Below are 16,920 nucleotides of genomic sequence, written 5' to 3' on the forward strand. Positions count from 1 at the left end.
TTCGAGCAACGCTTCATCTGTATCTGTAAACGGATAAACCTGTTCTGACGGCTTTCTTTTGGCAAGTACCTCTGCTCTGTGCTTGGCATAGCGGCCTTCATTGGCTTGCACATACTCCCATGCTTGATCGCTTTGTTCGAAGCGAGCCTTGCGATGGCGAGCGAGTTTTTCTTGTTGTGTTTCTTTGGCCGCTGGAGCTTCTGGCTGTGTGTCCCCTTCAATCCAGCGCGTGTTTATTCGACTGATGTCCACTTTCATCATCTCGTGTTTCTACATAACGGCATGATATAACAGAAAATCCTGAGGCAAAAACTTGCCCCAAATTAAAAAATCACACAAAAGATAACAAATAACAATGACTTAAAATTTTTTCACATTATGTGTGAACACTCGACATGAGCCATTTTTCGAAGTGGTGTATCAAAATGAAGGGAAAACGCGCCCGTTTGTAATCAACAGAGGAGGCGCGTTTAGTCACTTATCGCGTGACCAGATCGGCACGAATGATTAACGCTCACGTGCAAAGATAAGATTATCACCCTTTGCATGGGCAATGTTTCGAGCGGTTTCGCACTCTTCTAAATCCCCCGCCGTTTCACATAGTCGGCCAGCGTACTCGGGGGCGTATCAATCAGCCGCGCGGTTTCGCGCAAGCTAAGCCCCATGGTGCGATACTTCTCAATTTGCTCCCGTTTGGCATCGAGTTTTAGCTTTGCAGCGGGTCCTTTTGGCCGCCCTAAACGAATGCCTTTTTCTTTGCGTGCGGCGAGTGCTTCACGGGTGCGCATGCGGATAAATTCGCGCTCAATCTCACCGGCCAAGCCCAACACGGTCGCCACAATACGCGCTTGCATCGAGCCGTCGAGCTGCATGTTTTGTTTGGCGATATGCACGTTTAACTGATGCGCCATGCAGTGCTCTAAAATCTCGAGCACTTGCAGCGTGGAGCGTGCCATTCGCGAGATCTCAGCAAACACAATGGTGTCTCCCGACTCCATGCCACTAAGCAGCTGGCCAAGTCGCCGTTCGTGCCATTTTTTGGCGCCCGAGGCGGTGTCTTCCACAAACTGTAAGTTGGCCAATCCGGCTCGGTTGGCATAATCCAAAATACCGTGTTTTTGGTTGGCCGTGTCTTGGCTGTCGCTCGAGACGCGAAGATAAGCGTAATTGGGCATGGGCGCACCTCCTTCACGTTATAGTGCGAAGTGCGCGAGGGGCTTGCTATTTAAGCGATTGATAATGCGACGAGAATCACGACTTACGTCAGTGATGTAACTTACATAATGCGAATAACTTACGTAAGTTACTTAACTTATTCTTTGTCGTTTTCCGTGGCAAGCATTTCACTACGAATGGTATTCAGGCGCGAGATAAACGTCGCATCAATCGGTTTGTCTTCGGGCATTTTGATGATCCCAAGCTCGACCGAGCGCAGCGCAAAATCGTGCTTGTCTGTCAGCTCTCCGCCATACGGCCAGCTCATCACAACCTGCCAGGCTTCGCGTACGAGCGTCAGCATAGGATCATCCGGTGCTGGCTCAGCCGCGAGTTTTTCCCGTGCTTGTTTTTCTGCCATTTGATCGTGCGTTTTCCAACGATACAAGAACTGTACTGCCACCATTTTTCGTCCCTGCATGATTGGCGCAAAGCCCACATTGCCGGTTTTGCTGTCGGTGTGAAATTCAAGCTCTTTGATCACTTCGGGACACTGCATCATTTCTTTGATCGGTTTGCGGATACAGCGGTCGATAAACACTTTGTTGCTGCGATAGCTCGGCTTGATCAGATTGCCCTTTTCATCCAGCAGTCCAAATAAGCCGTGTAGCGCTTCGATTGATTGCGGATGCAACACGCCGGTCTCACGAAAGCGCGATAACAGCGTGAAGAGGCGTTTTGAGTGCTCAGATTTGAGCTTTCTAAATGCGTGGTGATTGATCTGCGCATGACCGGCTGAGTAATCCACATACGCGTGCAACAGCTCGGAGTTGGGCACGATGGTCAGTTGCCCTTTCTGATAGCGCACACGCGCGAACAGCGGGATAAAATCGAACTCTTGTTCGCTGTCGTTCTGAATACCGACTTTGCGGCTCGATAAACGCTCAGCAACAGGACGCAGGGTCGGATAGAGCTGTTTAGCATCTAACCCAAACCAATCTTTAAGCACGTCTGATGAGAAGACATAGCGCGGCGCGTGGATGTCGCGGCGCTCAAGATAGTCATTCCAGTGATCGCGATGGAGCTTAGCCAAGAACAGCGCCATCATGTCATGCTCACGCGCAGTGAGGCCAAGTTGGCTGAAAACAAGCTCATGACTTTTCTTGAAAAACTGTTTGGGTAGGTCGCTTGCGGTTTCTGTTGAAACTTGAAAGCGGCGATCTGTATCGTCTGTCATTAAAAGATTCCGTGCCAAGGGTCACATTTTTTTAGTGTGAGTGCTTAGCATACTAAAAATCTGTTACCGTTAAAGCGCTTTTCTCCCCAAACACTAAAAATCTGTGACCAATACGATCTAATTAGTCGCCCTGTTCACTTTTCACCCAACACGCTGTTTTGATTAGTCACAGACACTAAAAATCTGTGACCATTAGATAAATAATCGCATGACACTAAAAATATGTGACCATAACACTAAGAAAACGATCCGAAACACTAAAAAAATGTGACCATAGACTAAAAATATGTGACCGCAAAGGCCTAAAACACTAAAAATCTGTAACCACAACACTAAAAAAGTGTGACCTTTAGCGTTATAAGATAATGATTTTAAATGACTTTTTATACGCTATAGATCTTTATAGATCTCTTATAGAGATCTTATAGATCTATATAGATTATTATAGAGACTGTGGATTGTGGATAACTCGCTGAGTTACCACACAAATCCACAGTTCCCATAATCAATCTTTTTGTGTTTTTTCAAGAAGGGCGACGATCTCATCGTCAGATAACGTCGCTAAGTGAGCCACAGCCGCTGTGACGACTTTGGAACGACTGCAGCGGAATGTACGCGGCTTAAGCGATAGCTCATTGATCAACGCATCTTCACGCTCTGTGAGCGAGAACGTCAAACGCTTATATTTTTGCTTCGACGTTTTTTGCGCTTCAACGTGCGGTTCTGCCGCACTAGCAAACTTTTCGATATCTTGGGTGTTTGGTGTGCGTTCGCGACGTTTAACCATTTGTGATCTCCTCCATCAACCGTTCCATCTCATCGCGGGCTTTTGGGTCGCGCCACTCAAACACTGTCTTACCCTCCGCGATGCAATCGCGGAACGCTTTGCGATCGTGGATAAGCGTCTCAGCAAGTTGGAACTCGGGAAAATCACTCAGGTATTCGCGTGCATCATCCGCTTCTTTGATAACAGGATTCGTCGGGCTCATGTTCAGCACTAAATAACCGCGCAAGTTCGGGTTTAAATCCTGGGCTTGTAAGTACACCTCAGTGAGGTGTGGCAGTGTGTCGAGATCGTATTGCGAGGGGCGCGATGGCGAAATAACGATATCGGCGACGACCATGCCGGTGCGCAGTTCGCGGCTATCACGGCCTGCGGTATCAACCACAACGTATTCGTATTTCGACGCTAGGTCTTTCAGCGTCTGGTTGATGTTGCCGGATGCTTGTACGTGCGGAATGTTACCGATGCTTTCATTTTCTTGCCGGTCTTGCGCCCAGCGCGCCGCACTGCCTTGCGGATCGGCATCCACCAAAATCACATCTGCGTTTTTATCTAACAACCAGCCCGCGACATTGATGGCCAGCGTGGATTTACCGCAGCCGCCTTTCTGGCTGCCGAGTAAAAATATCTTTCCCATCACGCGCTCCCTCGTAAGTTATGAAACTTACGTAAGTGTAGTAATTGTCGTAAGTTAAGTAAACATAAAATCGCGCTGATCATGTATCAAGCTTGGTTGAGTATGCACTTATGTTGCTGCTTTCGCTGTCGTTGATTATTGGTCTTTTAAGTAGGTTTAAAGTTATAGTGCATTAAAAGTCTGGATTGATTTCAATATCTTGATGTAATGAGAAACCGTTACAGAAAAAAATGATCCCCACGCGTCGCACACATCTTTGTCGCCCATGACAGCAAAACATAGCTCAGTATGGTGGATCGCAAGGATCAGCCAGATAGGAGTATCGATGTAATTATTTAGGTCGAATTGGCCGTTGCGCTCACAACGGAGAATACACATCGCTTTTCAGTATGCCTCTTGACTGAGGTCACTTCAATTCGTCCTCGAGATATCTCTCGCATTAATGAGTTTCTGCATGCACTTAGTCGTTGCGGGTAAACCAACGCCAGCGACATGAAAAAAGTGGGCGGCTGTTTGTTATGAACAAAAGCAAGCATGCAGTGACAGACAGATGCCGTTTTGACGGAAACGCGTGTTGCTTGGCCAAAGCGATACGATAAACAGGTTCTGGCTACGGGTGAGCCAAGTTATAAGGGTTCGCTTATTACGTAAGTTACTTAACTTATGAGTTTTATTAACTTACTCGAGCAGCAAACTGACTTGGAAATAGAAGGATTGACGTCCCAACTTTGCAACAGGAGTGGCGACCTGTGTAGCTATGCCCAGCTCTATCTAATCTGCTACGAAATGATCGCACCTGATAAAGCATCTGCGCTGAATAGCCAACATAACTTGTCTAGACGGGCACGGATTTTGGTTGATGTTAACGCCTCTTTGGTGCATCACCCAGCCCCCGTCAAAGACCTGTTTTTGTCTTGTCCGGATTTAAGGGTCGGAATTTTCGTGTCTGTGGGGGGCTGCGGATGTGTTTTTGGTGGTYGTGGTTTGTTTACCCCTTAGTTTTGTCTTTTTTTTCTTTTTGCATGCACGGGAAAAGCCCATGTTATCCGAACAATTTTTGTTGCCTGCGGCGCGGCGCTTCGCGCAATGTTTTGCGCCCGTTACACGGTGATGAACACTGGATCGCACGCTCGCGCGACAAGCGTTTTCTCTGCGCGTTGGGTCACTAGGATTGATGATTCAAAGGAGGGAGCATGCGCTTTTTAAAGCTACGCACAGACAGCAAACGCACGCGCAAAAGTGGTCACAAGTACGTGACGCCGCTGATTGTCGACGCGCCGCGTCGCTATGCACCCACCAAGTCGCGGCGCGAACGGGCGTTAAAACGCAAGCAGTGTCAGTTAATCACCGGCGCACACGATAGCGGTAAATCGCGCTGGCTGCGCCGTTTGTATGATTCACGCGTAGAAATTTGGGGCGCGCAAGCAGAACCGGTTTGGCTGGAAGGCTTGATGCCGCTGAGTAGCTGGATTGAAGTCCCCGGGATCGACAAGTGGCATGCCGAACGACAGGATGACGAAAATCCTGCCCCGCCCTGGGCGAAACTCAACTTGCAGCAAAAAGCCGCGTTACTCAGTGAGTACATTGCTGAAACCGGCGCGATGCTGTTTATCGATGACGCGCACAAACTCACGGGACGCAAAGCGCAAATTGCCCGCCAGTGCATGCTCGCCAGTAAATTGTGGGTGGTGAGCGCCAGCGAAGAAGGCCGTTTGCCGCCCTCGGTGCGGCCGCTGGTTGAACGCCGCGAACCACAGCGCACCAATTTAGAGTCGGATGTTAGTTATGACACCACCAAGGTGCTAATTTGGCTACTCATCGCCACATGCGTAATGGCCGGCGCGTGGGAAGCCGGCGCGGTATTGGGCGGATTACAAATGCTAGGAACCGGCCGGAGATCGAGCCGTGCGGACTAATGCGCGTATCGCTGTCGCCTGCGCTTTGTTTGCTGTTTCTGTGCACGCAAGCGAGTGGCCAACAGCGGATTTTTCATGGGAGGACAGCGCGCCACCGCCGCCAGAAGTGCATCCTTTCGAGCTGCCGACGCTCAACGGTCAAGCGCCCCACTTTAATACTGCCGTACCGGCGCTCAAAACCGCGCCGCGCCCCGATACCGATGCGATTTATCGCGCAATCACCCACTGCTATCCCGAAAAAAGCAAATTCAACGTTGATATCAACATCGTCGCGGGAATGAAGAGCAGCTTAGATCAATACAGCACCGACAACTGGCCGGAGATTAGCGAGCACTACGTGGGAATTGTCGGCAAGATGCCGCTGTATAGCTCCACCGAGCAATCGCGTGAACGCAACTGGGAATACCAACGCCGAACCAACACGGCGACCGCGGTCGCAAGCTTTGCTAACGCGATAGCCAACCGCAATCATGCGTACCGGATGATGGGGCTATACATGGCACTTGAAGCACGCGCTCAAGCGCGGGTGAAAGAAGGGATCGCGAACGTCAACGAGCAGGTCGGCTATTTAGAAAAAGTGGCGGGCAGTCAGCGCGATGTGTTGCAGTTTGAAGCCAAAGTGACCGAGTTTCGCTTAGCGCTCGCTGCAATGTGCGATGACACCCAACAAGCAGTGATGAACGACTACTTAAAAAAGGTGGCCAAGTTACCCAGTGAGCAACCGCGATGAGATGGTTTAATCACACGCTTATCGCCGGTGCCGCGTGCGCAGTGGTTTCACCGCCGCATGTGGCTGCAGCTGTGGCGGGCGCGACGGCACCGGATTGGCTCGAGTGGCTGATAAAACTCACCGGCAAACGAGTCAAACACCGCGGTCATACTCACTTATTTTCACACTGGTTAATCTTCGCGCTCGCCGCGACCTTCATTTGGGATTGGCATGGCCTTCTTACAGCGTTCGCGTGGGGCGGCGTCAGCCATATTCTTACCGATGCAATGACAGTTACCGGCGTGCCATTTTCGCCGTATAGCGACAGACGTTTTCACTTATTTGGCGGGCGATTTCGCACCGGCGACCCAGTCGAATACGCGATCGCCGGTGCTGTGGTACTGGTTTGCATTGCGCTGTCGCACCTAACCGGTGGCGACGGCTTTGCACCGTTTTTCTACGACTGGGGCGGGCTTTATGATAGTGGTTTAATCGATGGTAAAGAGTGGAAAGCGAACCGCTTTAGACTTATTTAACTTACGTAAGTTAAATAAATTACGATTAGAGCATAAGTGTAGTAACGAGCTTTTGGCCTGCCGGTGACTTAACTACAATTTCAGTGGATAAGTATGAGACTATCTGTGATTACCACAGGGAAGTACTTCCCCATCAATGCGCCTCACTGGCGCTTCCTTTCGCTAACGACGCCACATACTGCACCAACGCGGCAGCATCGTCAGTGGCGAACAAATCTGGCTCCATGTCATCGGGGAAAATTTCCGGATACTCGGCATCACCTTCGTTGATGGCCATCACGATCGTATAACGACTCGCATCTGGGTTTTCGCGCTGCTCAGGATTGCAAAAATCGACATACAAAATGTAGTAACGCGCATCAAGCTCGAAGTAGAACGATGGGCACACATCATTGTGATAGCTTCTGTCGACCAAGGTAACCGGCAAGCTCGCCATGGAAAATCCTAAATCAAAGTCCGCGCCAAAACATGCTTGATAAGTCATTGCCACACCCCTTTAAATTCAACACCTTAATTATAGCATAACTTACGTAAGTTATGCTAGTTATGAAAGTTAATCATGGTTAAATTTATCATTTTAAGCCATACAAAAAGCCTGTCTATTGACTACATAATCTGGCACCATGCATCGCTTGTTGACCACGATTAAAAGCTAGGTATACGCGCGACAATGACGAAAATAATCGCCATAACCAAAAGCGTGCTGGCACCTATTTGGGCGCAAGAAGACGAGCTTTTAGATAAGGTTGTCGACCTTGCCGATTATGATGCCGTCAACCAAGCGATTCCCGACGACACACTATCAATTGAAGAAGTGTTTGCCGAAGATGAGTTAGAAGAGATATACCTGAACTTTGCCCCATACCTCGATAATGAATCGATCCTTCCGTTTATGGCCAGCTACGGAAACGCTGTATTTTGTCTTGGCGTTGGCGAAGAGAACCAAGGGTACGTCTACTATTTCGATCTGGATTTTGGCCTGCACCTTCTCACCAAGGACGGCCTAACTACCTTTGTTCGTTCGTTGACAGACGCGTGATATCGATAGTGGTATAACAGTTTCAGTGGATAAGTGTGAGACAATCTGTGATTGACGGAGGCGTCATGTTGGCTCACATAAATTTTGGTACCAAATGCCAGCACATTACGAATCCTGCACTCACCCCAAACGCCTATATTTTTTCGTACGCACGAAACGATTACCGACTGATGTGTCTGGCAAGCACTGATTACGTACAGGGTGGCGAGGCAATGTGAGACAAAAAGAACGGCATTTCTCTGGTATAGTTTTATGCAGATGCACAAAAACATGAGGGATAGATAATGGACGAGTGGGTCATTAACAATATGGCGCTTACCGCTATCATCGTAATGGTGGTTGGATTTACTACTGGATACCTTGTTTTTTAAAATACAGTAAGTGCTTGTTTTATTTGAAAATTAATAGAGTGGGTTGCAAGTGGTGACTGTTCAGTAAATACAAACAATGGTTAAATTCGTGATATTTGTTCCAATGTTATCTGTTTAAAAACCAAACAAAAGTGTTATTTTCAAGAGTTATTTTGTTTTTTAACCGGATAAAGATATGAGCGTATCCCCTGTAAAAGGTGATTACTGTAGCATTGAGGGTTTTGAACCTACTTCAAAAACAACTGATGCAGTCAATCAAATGAATAAAGTAGTAGATATGTCATCGCTACTGGAAAACGTACTAATGGCAGCACCCTCTTTTAGTATATTTGCTGGTAGAGATACTTATCTTAGTGCGAACATGGGTGCCATATCATATAATTTGGTAGGGTATAATTGGAAATTGTTCTCTGAAGCTGTCGTAGGGGTTAGTGCTATTCGTCGAGCTAAACTCGAACAAATCGCCGCATCAACTGCAGACATATCCATGGGAAAAGAAAGGGAGTTTTGGATCTGTGTTTATAACTCGCTATAAAAAAATAGCCTTACTTGCTTTGTTTCTAGGGCTGTCACCTTCCATTAGTGCAAATACTTGGTCAGATCATCTTCGTGGTGAAATGCTAGAGTCCTATGATGTTTTAAACAGTAAAGTTGAGTCTTGTCTAAAAAGCCGTAGTCCTATTGAAAAAGAGGACATCGATTCGGAATGGTTTAGTAAATTATCTAATGAACAGCGAGGCATCGCACTACTCATGTTAAGCCAAATGGCCATGGATAGATGCGCTTCATTGGAAGAAGCTAATTATACGAAATATCTTCTTTATTATGCAGCAGAAACAGGTGATTCGAAAAGGCTAGATGAGTGGCTTTCACTGAAAAAAGTGTTTATGCACGAGAAGCAAAGGGAAACCTTAAGCGACTTAGATTTCCTTAACATTAAAATGTTATCTAAAAAAGAGCCTTTTAATAWGCCCTTCAATCCTCTACAAGTGAAACTCTTGTACGAAGATTAAAAAATAGAATCTGACAGTTTCGATAGTAAGCTAGCAAACTAAGATTAACTTTCTTATCATTTAACAACCCGCATAACTTACGTAAGTTATGCGGGTTATGTTTTTTACGTAACAATCATAACTGCGTAACCAAACCAGTCACCGCTTCAAAACGCTCCTCGAGCATATCGCAGTAGATACCGCTTTCTTGATGTACCGTTTCTACCGCAAAGGTGCGCCGATTGACGCGCATGTAAGTCACCGTGTAGGTATCGCACGGGTCGAGCACCACTTGCACACGGTTGATGCCATCGCGCGCAAAGCGCGCGGGCAAATCAAATTGCACGCCAGGGGCGGGCAGGGCGACGAACTGACGCGCGCCAGTCATGGCAATAAAACGCTGGCCACCGAACTGGCCGAGAATGATGCGCGCGATTTGCTTGGCGTAATCTTGCTTATTCATGTGCATCCTCCCACGCTTCTGCAGCCATTAAAAACGCTTCAAAATCCTCGATAGTGGCAATCACCCAACCATGTGAGCGCAAGCAAACATTCAACGCCGCGATCACTTGGCCTACCGGTGGATTGATGGCCGCTAAATTTTGATAAAGCTGATACAAACGCGCATCCATCAGCTCCGCCCGGAACGGGCGCAGCCCACTCATTGCTGTAGAGCCTGAGTGATGCAACGACGATACGTTGCTCGCCCCAGTGGGCTTAGTGGCGCTTGCGGGTAGTGAAGGTGAGTTAGGCATGGTGATTTCCTCCTGTTGTGTGTTTCTCATCGCCGTTTTCGCCTGCTTTCCCGACAGCGCAAAAGGTTCTAAGACACAAGCGCGCGCAGCGTTCACTTTACGCTTGTGTGTAAGGTTCTTGCGCGCAGAGGATAAGAAAGCAGCGTCAACGGGGATGAAAGAAACACAGGAGGGCACTGACAACGAACCGGCCAGCCGCTTAGCGCCACTTGGCCGCTGGGGTGAAAAGCTTTTTCGCCCTGATCGTGACCCGAAGGGCCGAGACGTTGCGAAGCGCAGTTAGGCTCGGTTGAACCGGCGCGACAAGGGAGGAACGACCGCCGGCAAGCCGTGTGAAATAGAGCAGGATAGGGCGTAAGTTACGTAACTTATATAACTTACATCAATTATGCTTTGATAAGCTCATTCCATATTTCTTCATTGATGATCTCAATATCACCACCGTTCATACGATGTTCTAACGCACCTTCAATTTTGCGTCCATAGCTTGAATAGCGCCAATCTCGGCTCGCAACAGCACCAAGCACTAAAATATCTAAGGTCTTTGTCACGTTCTTTTTTACAGAGGCACCAAGAGCCTCTGCTCGCTGTTGCTGTGTACTTCTAGAGCCGCTTAAAAATTTACCGGTGAAGCAAATTGACTTACCTGACAAGCAGATATCTGCATTGTCTTTCGTGGAAAAGTCAGCAGACATCCCGTAGGCTAATCCCGAGTCCATTAAAGACTGACCTGATACCGCTTTGATTAGGTTCAATAAATCGTCTCTCTCTCGATCTTCAATCACATCATCCGCGAGAATTTCATCAACGCGATTTTTGATTGCATTCGCTGGCCATTTACTTGCAAGCTCAGGATCGCCATTTAATAACGTGGATAATTTCCGTATTTCAAAGTCATTTAGCTCTTCATCAACACTGATCCCACTTAAAAAACCAAGTAAATGGTTAACGGTTGATTCATAGCCACCATCTTCGAGGTCGTTATACTCCAAAATCGTCGATAGCATACTTTGTATATCATCAAGTTCATCATGAGTAATGACACCATCCTCAAGGATATCGTCAATTTGCTCACGGATGTCGATGAAATCGCCATCATTTAGGCTAAAAATATCATTATCTTGCCATGCTCGAAGAAAGACAGTTTCCACATCATTAAGATGTTTATCCGCCTGAACACCATCAAGAATCCCTTGTAGAGTCAGAATCGCTTTCGCTTTATTTCTTCTATAGTTCCAGGCCAACTTAGTCGGTTGATCCGGCGATACAGTATCATTATTACTCATTGATAATCCTCCATTAGCGCTGTCCCTTTATAAACGGAGCAGTCCCTAACGTATAACCACTGTCTAGAATAGTGTTAACCAAGTAACAAATTAAATAGGCAGTGCGTGAGTTAGGATTGATCAATTTACTTACACTTTCATTAAAGTATACCCAAACGCGACTCCCTCGGGAGTCGCCCATTCTTGCTATGTGACCACTTAAATGCGACACTCCTTTGTGCGACCATCTAAATGAGACGTTTCACGCACAAGGGGATTTTATGTTTATCCGCGCTTATCTACGCGCCTCCACCGACGAGCAAAATGCCGCGCGCGCCAAAGACAGCCTGACCCAGTTTGCTAACGACCATGGCCAACGCATCGCCGCTTTTTATACCGAGAACATCAGCGGTACCCAGCTGGAACGTCCCGAGCTAAACCGCCTGCTCGCCGATACCCAACCCAATGACATTTTGCTGGTTGAACAAATCGACCGCTTGACGCGCTTAAACGATCAAGACTGGAAAAGCCTCAAACGCCATATTGAAGACACCGGCTTGCGCATTGTCAGCCTCGATGTGCCCACCTCCTGGCAAGCGCTGCAAACCCAAAGCGCGCAACACGACCCGATCATGAGTGCGGTGCTCGATGCAATAAACAACATGCTGATTGACTTGATGGCCGCTATGGCCAGAAAGGATTACGAAACTCGCCGCGCCCGACAGCAACAAGGCATTGCCGCCGCCAAACAAGCCGGCAAGTACAAAGGACGCCAACCCGATAGCGAACGTCACCAAAAAGTGCACCGCTACCGAGAAATGGGCATGAGCTTAAAAGAAGTGGCCGACGCGACCGGCTACAGCCGATCGCAAGTGTGTCGGATTTTGGCGAAAGAGATACAGGCCTAACAACTAGGCCACGTTGCGATTCAGCTTCGCTTGCTCAGCACAATGTAATGTCGAAACCAATGACTCGGCCAATGCATCAATGACCTTCATACACACAGAGTTACCGAACTGCTTGTAAATCTGGCCCTGTGACACAGCATCAACGATAAAGTTAGATGGGAAGCCCTGCAGATTTGCGCACTCTCTAGGCGTCAGTTTTCTTGGGTTTTTTCCTAAGTGAGATTGGTCAATCAAGATCTCAGAGCCGTCTTTATAGTAACGGGCGCTAATGGTATTGGTGTAAGGGCTGTTCGCATCGAACAGAGAGTAACCAAACCCATTTCCTTTAGTTTTGTGCTCTTCTTTGCGCTTGCGATGACCGTCCCACAACCGATCAGAAATCGTATACTTATCTTTGCCTACACGTTGAATTTCTTCATCTAATTCATGTTGAGGCTGAAGAATGTCACCAACACGTGTTGGTGTCTTTGGCGGTACCGGCCACTGGAAAAGCTGGCTGAAATCTACATCTGTAAAATAGTCACGATCAAAACCGACAATAAATATCCGCTCTCGATTTTGAGGAGCACCAAAATCCGCAGCCCGCAGGACTCGAACATCTACCCAGTAGTTGAGTGGTTGAGAAAGTGCACGACGAGACTCATCACTCATCGGTACATCATCAGGGATCTCTTGATCGTACTTACCCTGCAAAATATCGACGATGGTCTTCAACGTCCGGCCTTTATCATGCCCTTGTAACTGCTTAACATTCTCCAACAAAAAGGCTTTAGGCTTTTTCTCCGCCAAAATACGCTGAATTTCGAAGAACATAGTGCCTCGTGTATCACTAAACCCCTGTTTTAAACCAGCTTGAGAGAATGCTTGGCAAGGGAATCCTCCAAGTAAAACATCATGATCAGGGATAGTGCGCGCGGGGATTTGTGTGATATCACCATTAGGCATTTCACCATAATTCGCTAGATAAGTTTTTTGCGCAAATTTGTCCCACTCTGATGTGAACACGCAGTGACCGTTTTGATTTTGAAACGGTAATCGGATACCACCAATCCCAGCGAAAAGGTCAATAAAAGTAAACGCTGCATCTTCTTGTTTACCCTGCCGAAAGGGCGCATTTTGGTAGTGTGCTTGCATCTGGCTTTCCAGTGATAAAATACTTTGCCATTTGGCGGGGGTGGGGACATGTTCACCGTTCTCCCATCCGCGAACAGTGCGCTCACCCGTCGCATTTAGTCCTAACAAATTAGCCATTTCCGTCGGACCAAGTCCAAGCCTTTCGCGCAGTGTTTTGATATATTGAGCTTTGTCTAGATTTGTCGTTTTCATGCTGGGCTCTTATCCGGTTTTAATCCCGGCAATCGTAGCACTGTATATGTACACAGGCAAGGTGAGTTGTGCTTAAAGATTTAAACCAATTAATTAAAGACTGCCGAGATCACTTTGATAGCCTCGAGTATACCGGCGATATCCATATAGATGAGCACTTGGCAACATTGCTCAAGCAAGAGTTTGCAACTATCGAGAGCAAATCAGAGTGTCATATTTTTCCTTTTTCTATTTCATTGATTAGTGAAGATGGGTTAAGAGCTGAATTGCCCTCTTCACTGCTTTGGTACGCCTATGCATTTTGGCCGTTAGATGAAGCGCTGGTCGCGTATCAACAAACCCGTAATGACTTAAGGAATCACCTAACTGAAAAAGGCTTCAAAAGTGATGATGTAAAGCCATTCTTTAAAAAACTGCCGTCAAAAGACCTTGATTACAGCTCGCCGATTGGTTTGGAGATCAAGTCTTTTCTAGATGCTATGGACCTAGGTGATGCTGACAATTTCCATAAGCTGATCACAGATAGATCATGGTGGATACAGCCTTATAAAAAAAGTGAACAGACAACAGGAAAAACGCTTGATAGAGGAGATGTGTTCCAATCAGCATTGACGCTCGCGGCAAGATTGATTGTTGCTAATGCTGCAAAATTACAGTCCGTCGTGCGCACGTTTACGCAATCACAAACAATTAGAGAGTATTTTGAGCAGCTAGATAAAGATCCGATCCGCTATCAAGATCAATCTAGTTTACCGACGGCAAAAGCCACTCCTCATCTAGCCATAGCTGCAAAAAACGAAATTATCTATGGTGCGCCAGGAACAGGAAAAAGCCACAAAATTGCGGAAAAGACCGCTGGCCAAAAGAAAATCGTCACCGTTTTCCACCCAGACACACAACACTCGGACTTTGTTGGGGCGCTTAAACCAACCATGTCAGGCGGAGCGGTCGCCTATCAATTTCGTCCTGGCCCGTTTACCACGGCGCTCATCGAAGCCCTAACACATGCCGATGAACATGTTTACCTCATTATCGAGGAAATAAACCGCGCGCCGGCGGCAGCCGTATTTGGGGAGTTATTTCAGTTACTCGACCGAGAAAATGGCGCCAGTAAGTATGACATTGATGCCACTGACCCTGACATGCTGAGCTACATCAACCAGCAGCTAGCGGATCAAGGCATCGCTCCCATTACAAAGCTGGCACTACCTAATAATTTGTCATTATTAGCCACCATGAACAGCAGCGACCAGGCCGTGATGCCACTCGATACTGCCTTCAAACGCCGCTGGTCCTTTGAGTATGTCAAAATCGATTTTTCCAACCCAGATGTCAGTCAGCAAACCTTCAAACTGAGCACCAGTGACGGTGAAAAAACAATCACATGGAAAAACTTCGCCAACCATGTCGTCAACCGAAAGCTGCAAGATATAGGCGTTCCTGAAGACAGATTGCTTGGGCCATTCTTCCTCAACAAAGAAGAGTTGGACAGTGATGAGAGTGCGCAGCAATCACTGTGCGGAAAGCTCTTTGTCTACCTCTGGGACGACGTGTTACGCCATAAAGGCAGAACCAATCTTTTTAAAGAAGGGATTTCGACCTTTGGTGCTTTACAAGCCCTTTTCAACCAAGGTGACAGCCCTGTTTTTAATGAAACGGTTGAGCAGCTCATTATCGAACATAGTGAAGCGCCCCCCGCGGTTATTGATGTTGACGAGGAAGACAGAGACAACAATGAGTGATTTGCAGTTTTTTACTGATCGTTCATTGGTCCAAACCCTACCGGCAGAGCTGATCAGTGCAATGACACATCAGGGGCTGATAGCCCCTGATCATCAAAGAATAAGGTTCTGTGGGCTATTTTCCTGGCCCAAAGGCTCGGCGCTTTTTCTGCCCATGAACAGCGGCGAGCATGAAAACCAGCCACTGTCAGCACACTACCTGCTAAAAGCGTTTGATCGCTATTACCTTGAAAATCCAACGGCTATTTACAATGACGACGGTGATGATCTGATCAATGCGGATTTGCTTTCGTTGGCTATTCACTTGTTCGAAGATTACATTACTCACGGGCTTTACGTTCAGCGCTATCGAAAAAAAACCGTGAACACAGGCAAAGTCAATTGGGCACGCACCGTAGCCAGACAAACACCGTTCCCTGTGAGTGCTCATCATGGAACACCGGTTTATCTGGAGCTTGAATCATCTAGAAGTACATACGCCTCGGATTGTGAAATTGCAAAAATTCACGCGGCCGTAATCAGGGATATTTATAAAAAATTTGGCGTACTCATCGCAGGTGAACAGACCGAAGATGACACTCACTTAACCACGTTTCCGCAACCAACAACAGATCAGCAAACTCAGCTGGCCTTGCTAACGCTAGAGCTCTCCAAAACCTACTCCGAACGCGATATTACATTGCTTAAATGGCTACACCGATACTTAGAAAAAGCATGGGGCAAGGAACAAGGCGCCCTGGTGATCGGGACACGCCACTTTCACAACGTCTGGGAAACGATGCTTGATACCACGCTTGATGGCATTAAGCAGTTTAACCAGCGACTTCCTGTCCCTTATTACTACCAAAACGGCCACTTCATTGAAGCCGCGGAAAAGGGGCAAAGAACCGATACTGTGATACGAACAGCGGATAAGTCGCATTATGCAGTTGTCGATGCCAAATATTACGCGGCGCAAACACCACAAAGTGCGCCAGGCTGGCCCGATATTGTCAAACAACTTTACTATCAAAAAGCCGTTGCTTCCGTTGTAGGAGAGGACAAACAAGTGACAACTCACTTTGTTTTTCCAGGAACAGCACAAAGACTCGTTTCCACTCGCGTCGGAAACCGTGGACAAAACAAGCAGACGCAATTGATAGCATTACCAGAGTACCCAACCATTCACTGCCATTACTGCCCACCGTCGGATCTCATCAAAGCATACGTCCAAGGGAGAAAACTGCAGACACTCCGCACCGAAATCCTAAGCAAAGAAAGCGACTGAGTATCTCGCTCGCAGGACTAGTTAAAAACAACGGAACCGCTGCGGGATTGAGCGCGACCGATAGCTAAAACTAAAAAAGCCCGCAGAAACCTGTCTCTTGATCACATCTCAGAGGTCAAGAGACTGGGCTAGTAGGTAACCTTCAAGGATGGTTTGTAACATAAACCATCCTTCCCATAACCTTTCCCAGCCAACTCGGCCATTACGTTTTGAGTCATGCCAACCGGCTAACTTCCCGAGGTTAATGTACGCCCAATACAGACTGGGAGCATGCTTTGGCG

General features: G+C 47.4%; 19 protein-coding genes and 2 pseudogenes. 10 read left to right on the top strand and 11 right to left on the bottom strand.

The genetic code is table 11. From position 1 onward, the window contains the following. The 5 genes and pseudogenes from BZJ18_RS15160 to BZJ18_RS15180 all read right to left on the bottom strand — a co-directional run. Positions 1-261 (bottom strand): annotated as a pseudogene (locus tag BZJ18_RS15160) (hypothetical protein); the annotation flags it as partial. A gap of 317 nt (positions 262-578) precedes the next feature. Then, complete coding sequence (locus BZJ18_RS15165; RefSeq protein WP_077458008.1) at positions 579-1,175, bottom strand: recombinase family protein; 597 nt, start codon at positions 1,173-1,175, stop codon at positions 579-581. Positions 1,176-1,312: 137 nt separating this feature from the next. Then, entirely contained in the window at positions 1,313-2,392 is a 1,080-nt protein-coding gene (locus tag BZJ18_RS15170) for a replication initiation protein (protein WP_077458010.1), read from the bottom strand. 505 nt (positions 2,393-2,897) lie between these two features. Continuing rightward, positions 2,898-3,179 carry a hypothetical protein gene (locus tag BZJ18_RS15175; protein ID WP_077458012.1) on the bottom strand — a complete coding sequence of 94 codons (282 nt, stop codon included), beginning with the start codon at positions 3,177-3,179 and terminating at the stop codon, positions 2,898-2,900. Continuing rightward, complete coding sequence (locus BZJ18_RS15180; protein ID WP_077458014.1) at positions 3,172-3,813, bottom strand: AAA family ATPase; 642 nt, start codon at positions 3,811-3,813, stop codon at positions 3,172-3,174. Before BZJ18_RS15180 ends, BZJ18_RS15175 begins: the two co-directional genes overlap by 8 nt. A gap of 1,193 nt (positions 3,814-5,006) precedes the next feature. Between BZJ18_RS15180 and BZJ18_RS15185 the strand changes: the two genes are divergently transcribed. Genes BZJ18_RS15185 through BZJ18_RS15195 form a run of 3 tightly spaced genes read left to right on the top strand, consistent with a single transcriptional unit; the run spans position 5,007 to position 6,974 of the window. Next, on the top strand, positions 5,007-5,729 hold the full coding sequence (locus BZJ18_RS15185) for a hypothetical protein (RefSeq protein ID WP_077458016.1): 723 nt from the start codon (positions 5,007-5,009) through the stop codon (positions 5,727-5,729). A 40-nt stretch (positions 5,730-5,769) separates the two neighbouring features. Continuing rightward, positions 5,770-6,459 (top strand): hypothetical protein, encoded by a 690-nt coding sequence (locus BZJ18_RS15190; RefSeq protein WP_443216517.1) that lies wholly within the window; start codon positions 5,770-5,772, stop codon positions 6,457-6,459. Next, positions 6,456-6,974 carry a metal-dependent hydrolase gene (locus BZJ18_RS15195; RefSeq protein WP_074214911.1) on the top strand — a complete coding sequence of 173 codons (519 nt, stop codon included), beginning with the start codon at positions 6,456-6,458 and terminating at the stop codon, positions 6,972-6,974. Before BZJ18_RS15190 ends, BZJ18_RS15195 begins: the two co-directional genes overlap by 4 nt. 133 nt (positions 6,975-7,107) lie before the next feature. Here BZJ18_RS15195 and BZJ18_RS15200 read toward each other — a convergent pair whose 3' ends face one another. Further along, entirely contained in the window at positions 7,108-7,458 is a 351-nt protein-coding gene (locus BZJ18_RS15200; RefSeq protein WP_077458018.1) for a hypothetical protein, read from the bottom strand. A gap of 186 nt (positions 7,459-7,644) precedes the next feature. On the opposite strand from BZJ18_RS15200, the gene BZJ18_RS15205 reads away from it, so the two are divergent. The 3 genes from BZJ18_RS15205 to BZJ18_RS15215 all read left to right on the top strand — a co-directional run bounded on the left by BZJ18_RS15205 (position 7,645) and on the right by BZJ18_RS15215 (position 9,397). Then, complete coding sequence (locus tag BZJ18_RS15205; protein ID WP_077458020.1) at positions 7,645-8,013, top strand: hypothetical protein; 369 nt, start codon at positions 7,645-7,647, stop codon at positions 8,011-8,013. A 546-nt stretch (positions 8,014-8,559) separates the two neighbouring features. Further along, complete coding sequence (locus BZJ18_RS15210) at positions 8,560-8,919, top strand: hypothetical protein (protein WP_069587382.1); 360 nt, start codon at positions 8,560-8,562, stop codon at positions 8,917-8,919. Further along, positions 8,900-9,397, top strand: coding sequence for a hypothetical protein (locus BZJ18_RS15215; protein ID WP_077458022.1), 498 nt, complete (start codon positions 8,900-8,902; stop codon positions 9,395-9,397). The genes BZJ18_RS15210 and BZJ18_RS15215 overlap by 20 nt, the downstream gene beginning before the upstream one ends. A gap of 115 nt (positions 9,398-9,512) precedes the next feature. Here the strand turns inward: BZJ18_RS15215 and BZJ18_RS15220 are convergent, their stop codons facing one another. Together BZJ18_RS15220 and BZJ18_RS15225 are read right to left on the bottom strand one after the other, a co-directional pair. Further along, positions 9,513-9,839, bottom strand: coding sequence for a hypothetical protein (locus BZJ18_RS15220; protein WP_077458024.1), 327 nt, complete (start codon positions 9,837-9,839; stop codon positions 9,513-9,515). After that, positions 9,832-10,131: a hypothetical protein gene (locus tag BZJ18_RS15225; RefSeq protein WP_131825296.1), complete on the bottom strand. Its 300-nt coding sequence runs from the start codon at positions 10,129-10,131 to the stop codon at positions 9,832-9,834. Before BZJ18_RS15225 ends, BZJ18_RS15220 begins: the two co-directional genes overlap by 8 nt. Before the next feature lie 154 nt (positions 10,132-10,285). Here BZJ18_RS15225 and BZJ18_RS17710 point away from each other — a divergent pair, with 154 nt between their 5' ends. Next, the gene (locus tag BZJ18_RS17710) at positions 10,286-10,414 is read left to right on the top strand and encodes a hypothetical protein (protein ID WP_256359501.1); all 129 of its coding nucleotides are present in this window, start codon (positions 10,286-10,288) and stop codon (positions 10,412-10,414) included. Positions 10,415-10,517: 103 nt separating this feature from the next. On the opposite strand, the gene BZJ18_RS15235 is transcribed toward BZJ18_RS17710, so the two are convergent. Further along, positions 10,518-11,417 (bottom strand): BRCT domain-containing protein, encoded by a 900-nt coding sequence (locus BZJ18_RS15235; RefSeq protein ID WP_077458030.1) that lies wholly within the window; start codon positions 11,415-11,417, stop codon positions 10,518-10,520. A 260-nt stretch (positions 11,418-11,677) separates the two neighbouring features. Between BZJ18_RS15235 and BZJ18_RS15240 the strand changes: the two genes are divergently transcribed. After that, complete coding sequence (locus tag BZJ18_RS15240; protein WP_077458032.1) at positions 11,678-12,304, top strand: recombinase family protein; 627 nt, start codon at positions 11,678-11,680, stop codon at positions 12,302-12,304. A gap of 3 nt (positions 12,305-12,307) precedes the next feature. On the opposite strand, the gene dcm is transcribed toward BZJ18_RS15240, so the two are convergent. Continuing rightward, complete coding sequence (gene dcm, locus BZJ18_RS15245; protein ID WP_077458034.1) at positions 12,308-13,630, bottom strand: DNA (cytosine-5-)-methyltransferase; 1,323 nt, start codon at positions 13,628-13,630, stop codon at positions 12,308-12,310. A 158-nt stretch (positions 13,631-13,788) separates the two neighbouring features. Here dcm and BZJ18_RS15250 point away from each other — a divergent pair, with 158 nt between their 5' ends. Both BZJ18_RS15250 and BZJ18_RS15255 read left to right on the top strand, forming a co-directional pair. Next, entirely contained in the window at positions 13,789-15,372 is a 1,584-nt protein-coding gene (locus BZJ18_RS15250; RefSeq protein WP_241824992.1) for an McrB family protein, read from the top strand. Next, the gene (locus BZJ18_RS15255; protein WP_158011297.1) at positions 15,365-16,639 is read left to right on the top strand and encodes an LlaJI family restriction endonuclease; all 1,275 of its coding nucleotides are present in this window, start codon (positions 15,365-15,367) and stop codon (positions 16,637-16,639) included. Before BZJ18_RS15250 ends, BZJ18_RS15255 begins: the two co-directional genes overlap by 8 nt. Positions 16,640-16,747: 108 nt before the next feature. Here the strand turns inward: BZJ18_RS15255 and BZJ18_RS15260 are convergent. Continuing rightward, positions 16,748-16,920 (bottom strand): annotated as a pseudogene (locus BZJ18_RS15260) (IS4 family transposase); the annotation flags it as partial.

This window comes from Salinivibrio sp. IB872, assembly GCF_001995345.1.
Lineage (GTDB): Bacteria > Pseudomonadota > Gammaproteobacteria > Enterobacterales > Vibrionaceae > Salinivibrio > Salinivibrio proteolyticus.

What these genes read in the sequence shown, in the direction of transcription:
- BZJ18_RS15165 (WP_077458008.1), bottom strand. Translation starts at nt 1,175, where the DNA reads ATGCCCAATTACGCTTATCTTCGCGTCTCGAGCGACAGCCAAGACACG.
- BZJ18_RS15170 (WP_077458010.1), bottom strand. Translation starts at nt 2,392, where the DNA reads ATGACAGACGATACAGATCGCCGCTTTCAAGTTTCAACAGAAACCGCA.
- BZJ18_RS15175 (WP_077458012.1), bottom strand. Translation starts at nt 3,179, where the DNA reads ATGGTTAAACGTCGCGAACGCACACCAAACACCCAAGATATCGAAAAG.
- BZJ18_RS15180 (WP_077458014.1), bottom strand. Translation starts at nt 3,813, where the DNA reads ATGGGAAAGATATTTTTACTCGGCAGCCAGAAAGGCGGCTGCGGTAAA.
- BZJ18_RS15185 (WP_077458016.1), top strand. Translation starts at nt 5,007, where the DNA reads ATGCGCTTTTTAAAGCTACGCACAGACAGCAAACGCACGCGCAAAAGT.
- BZJ18_RS15195 (WP_074214911.1), top strand. Translation starts at nt 6,456, where the DNA reads ATGAGATGGTTTAATCACACGCTTATCGCCGGTGCCGCGTGCGCAGTG.
- BZJ18_RS15200 (WP_077458018.1), bottom strand. Translation starts at nt 7,458, where the DNA reads ATGACTTATCAAGCATGTTTTGGCGCGGACTTTGATTTAGGATTTTCC.
- BZJ18_RS15205 (WP_077458020.1), top strand. Translation starts at nt 7,645, where the DNA reads ATGACGAAAATAATCGCCATAACCAAAAGCGTGCTGGCACCTATTTGG.
- BZJ18_RS15210 (WP_069587382.1), top strand. Translation starts at nt 8,560, where the DNA reads ATGAGCGTATCCCCTGTAAAAGGTGATTACTGTAGCATTGAGGGTTTT.
- BZJ18_RS15220 (WP_077458024.1), bottom strand. Translation starts at nt 9,839, where the DNA reads ATGAATAAGCAAGATTACGCCAAGCAAATCGCGCGCATCATTCTCGGC.
- BZJ18_RS15225 (WP_131825296.1), bottom strand. Translation starts at nt 10,131, where the DNA reads ATGCCTAACTCACCTTCACTACCCGCAAGCGCCACTAAGCCCACTGGG.
- BZJ18_RS17710 (WP_256359501.1), top strand. Translation starts at nt 10,286, where the DNA reads ATGAAAGAAACACAGGAGGGCACTGACAACGAACCGGCCAGCCGCTTA.
- BZJ18_RS15235 (WP_077458030.1), bottom strand. Translation starts at nt 11,417, where the DNA reads ATGAGTAATAATGATACTGTATCGCCGGATCAACCGACTAAGTTGGCC.
- BZJ18_RS15240 (WP_077458032.1), top strand. Translation starts at nt 11,678, where the DNA reads ATGTTTATCCGCGCTTATCTACGCGCCTCCACCGACGAGCAAAATGCC.
- dcm (WP_077458034.1), bottom strand. Translation starts at nt 13,630, where the DNA reads ATGAAAACGACAAATCTAGACAAAGCTCAATATATCAAAACACTGCGC.
- BZJ18_RS15255 (WP_158011297.1), top strand. Translation starts at nt 15,365, where the DNA reads ATGAGTGATTTGCAGTTTTTTACTGATCGTTCATTGGTCCAAACCCTA.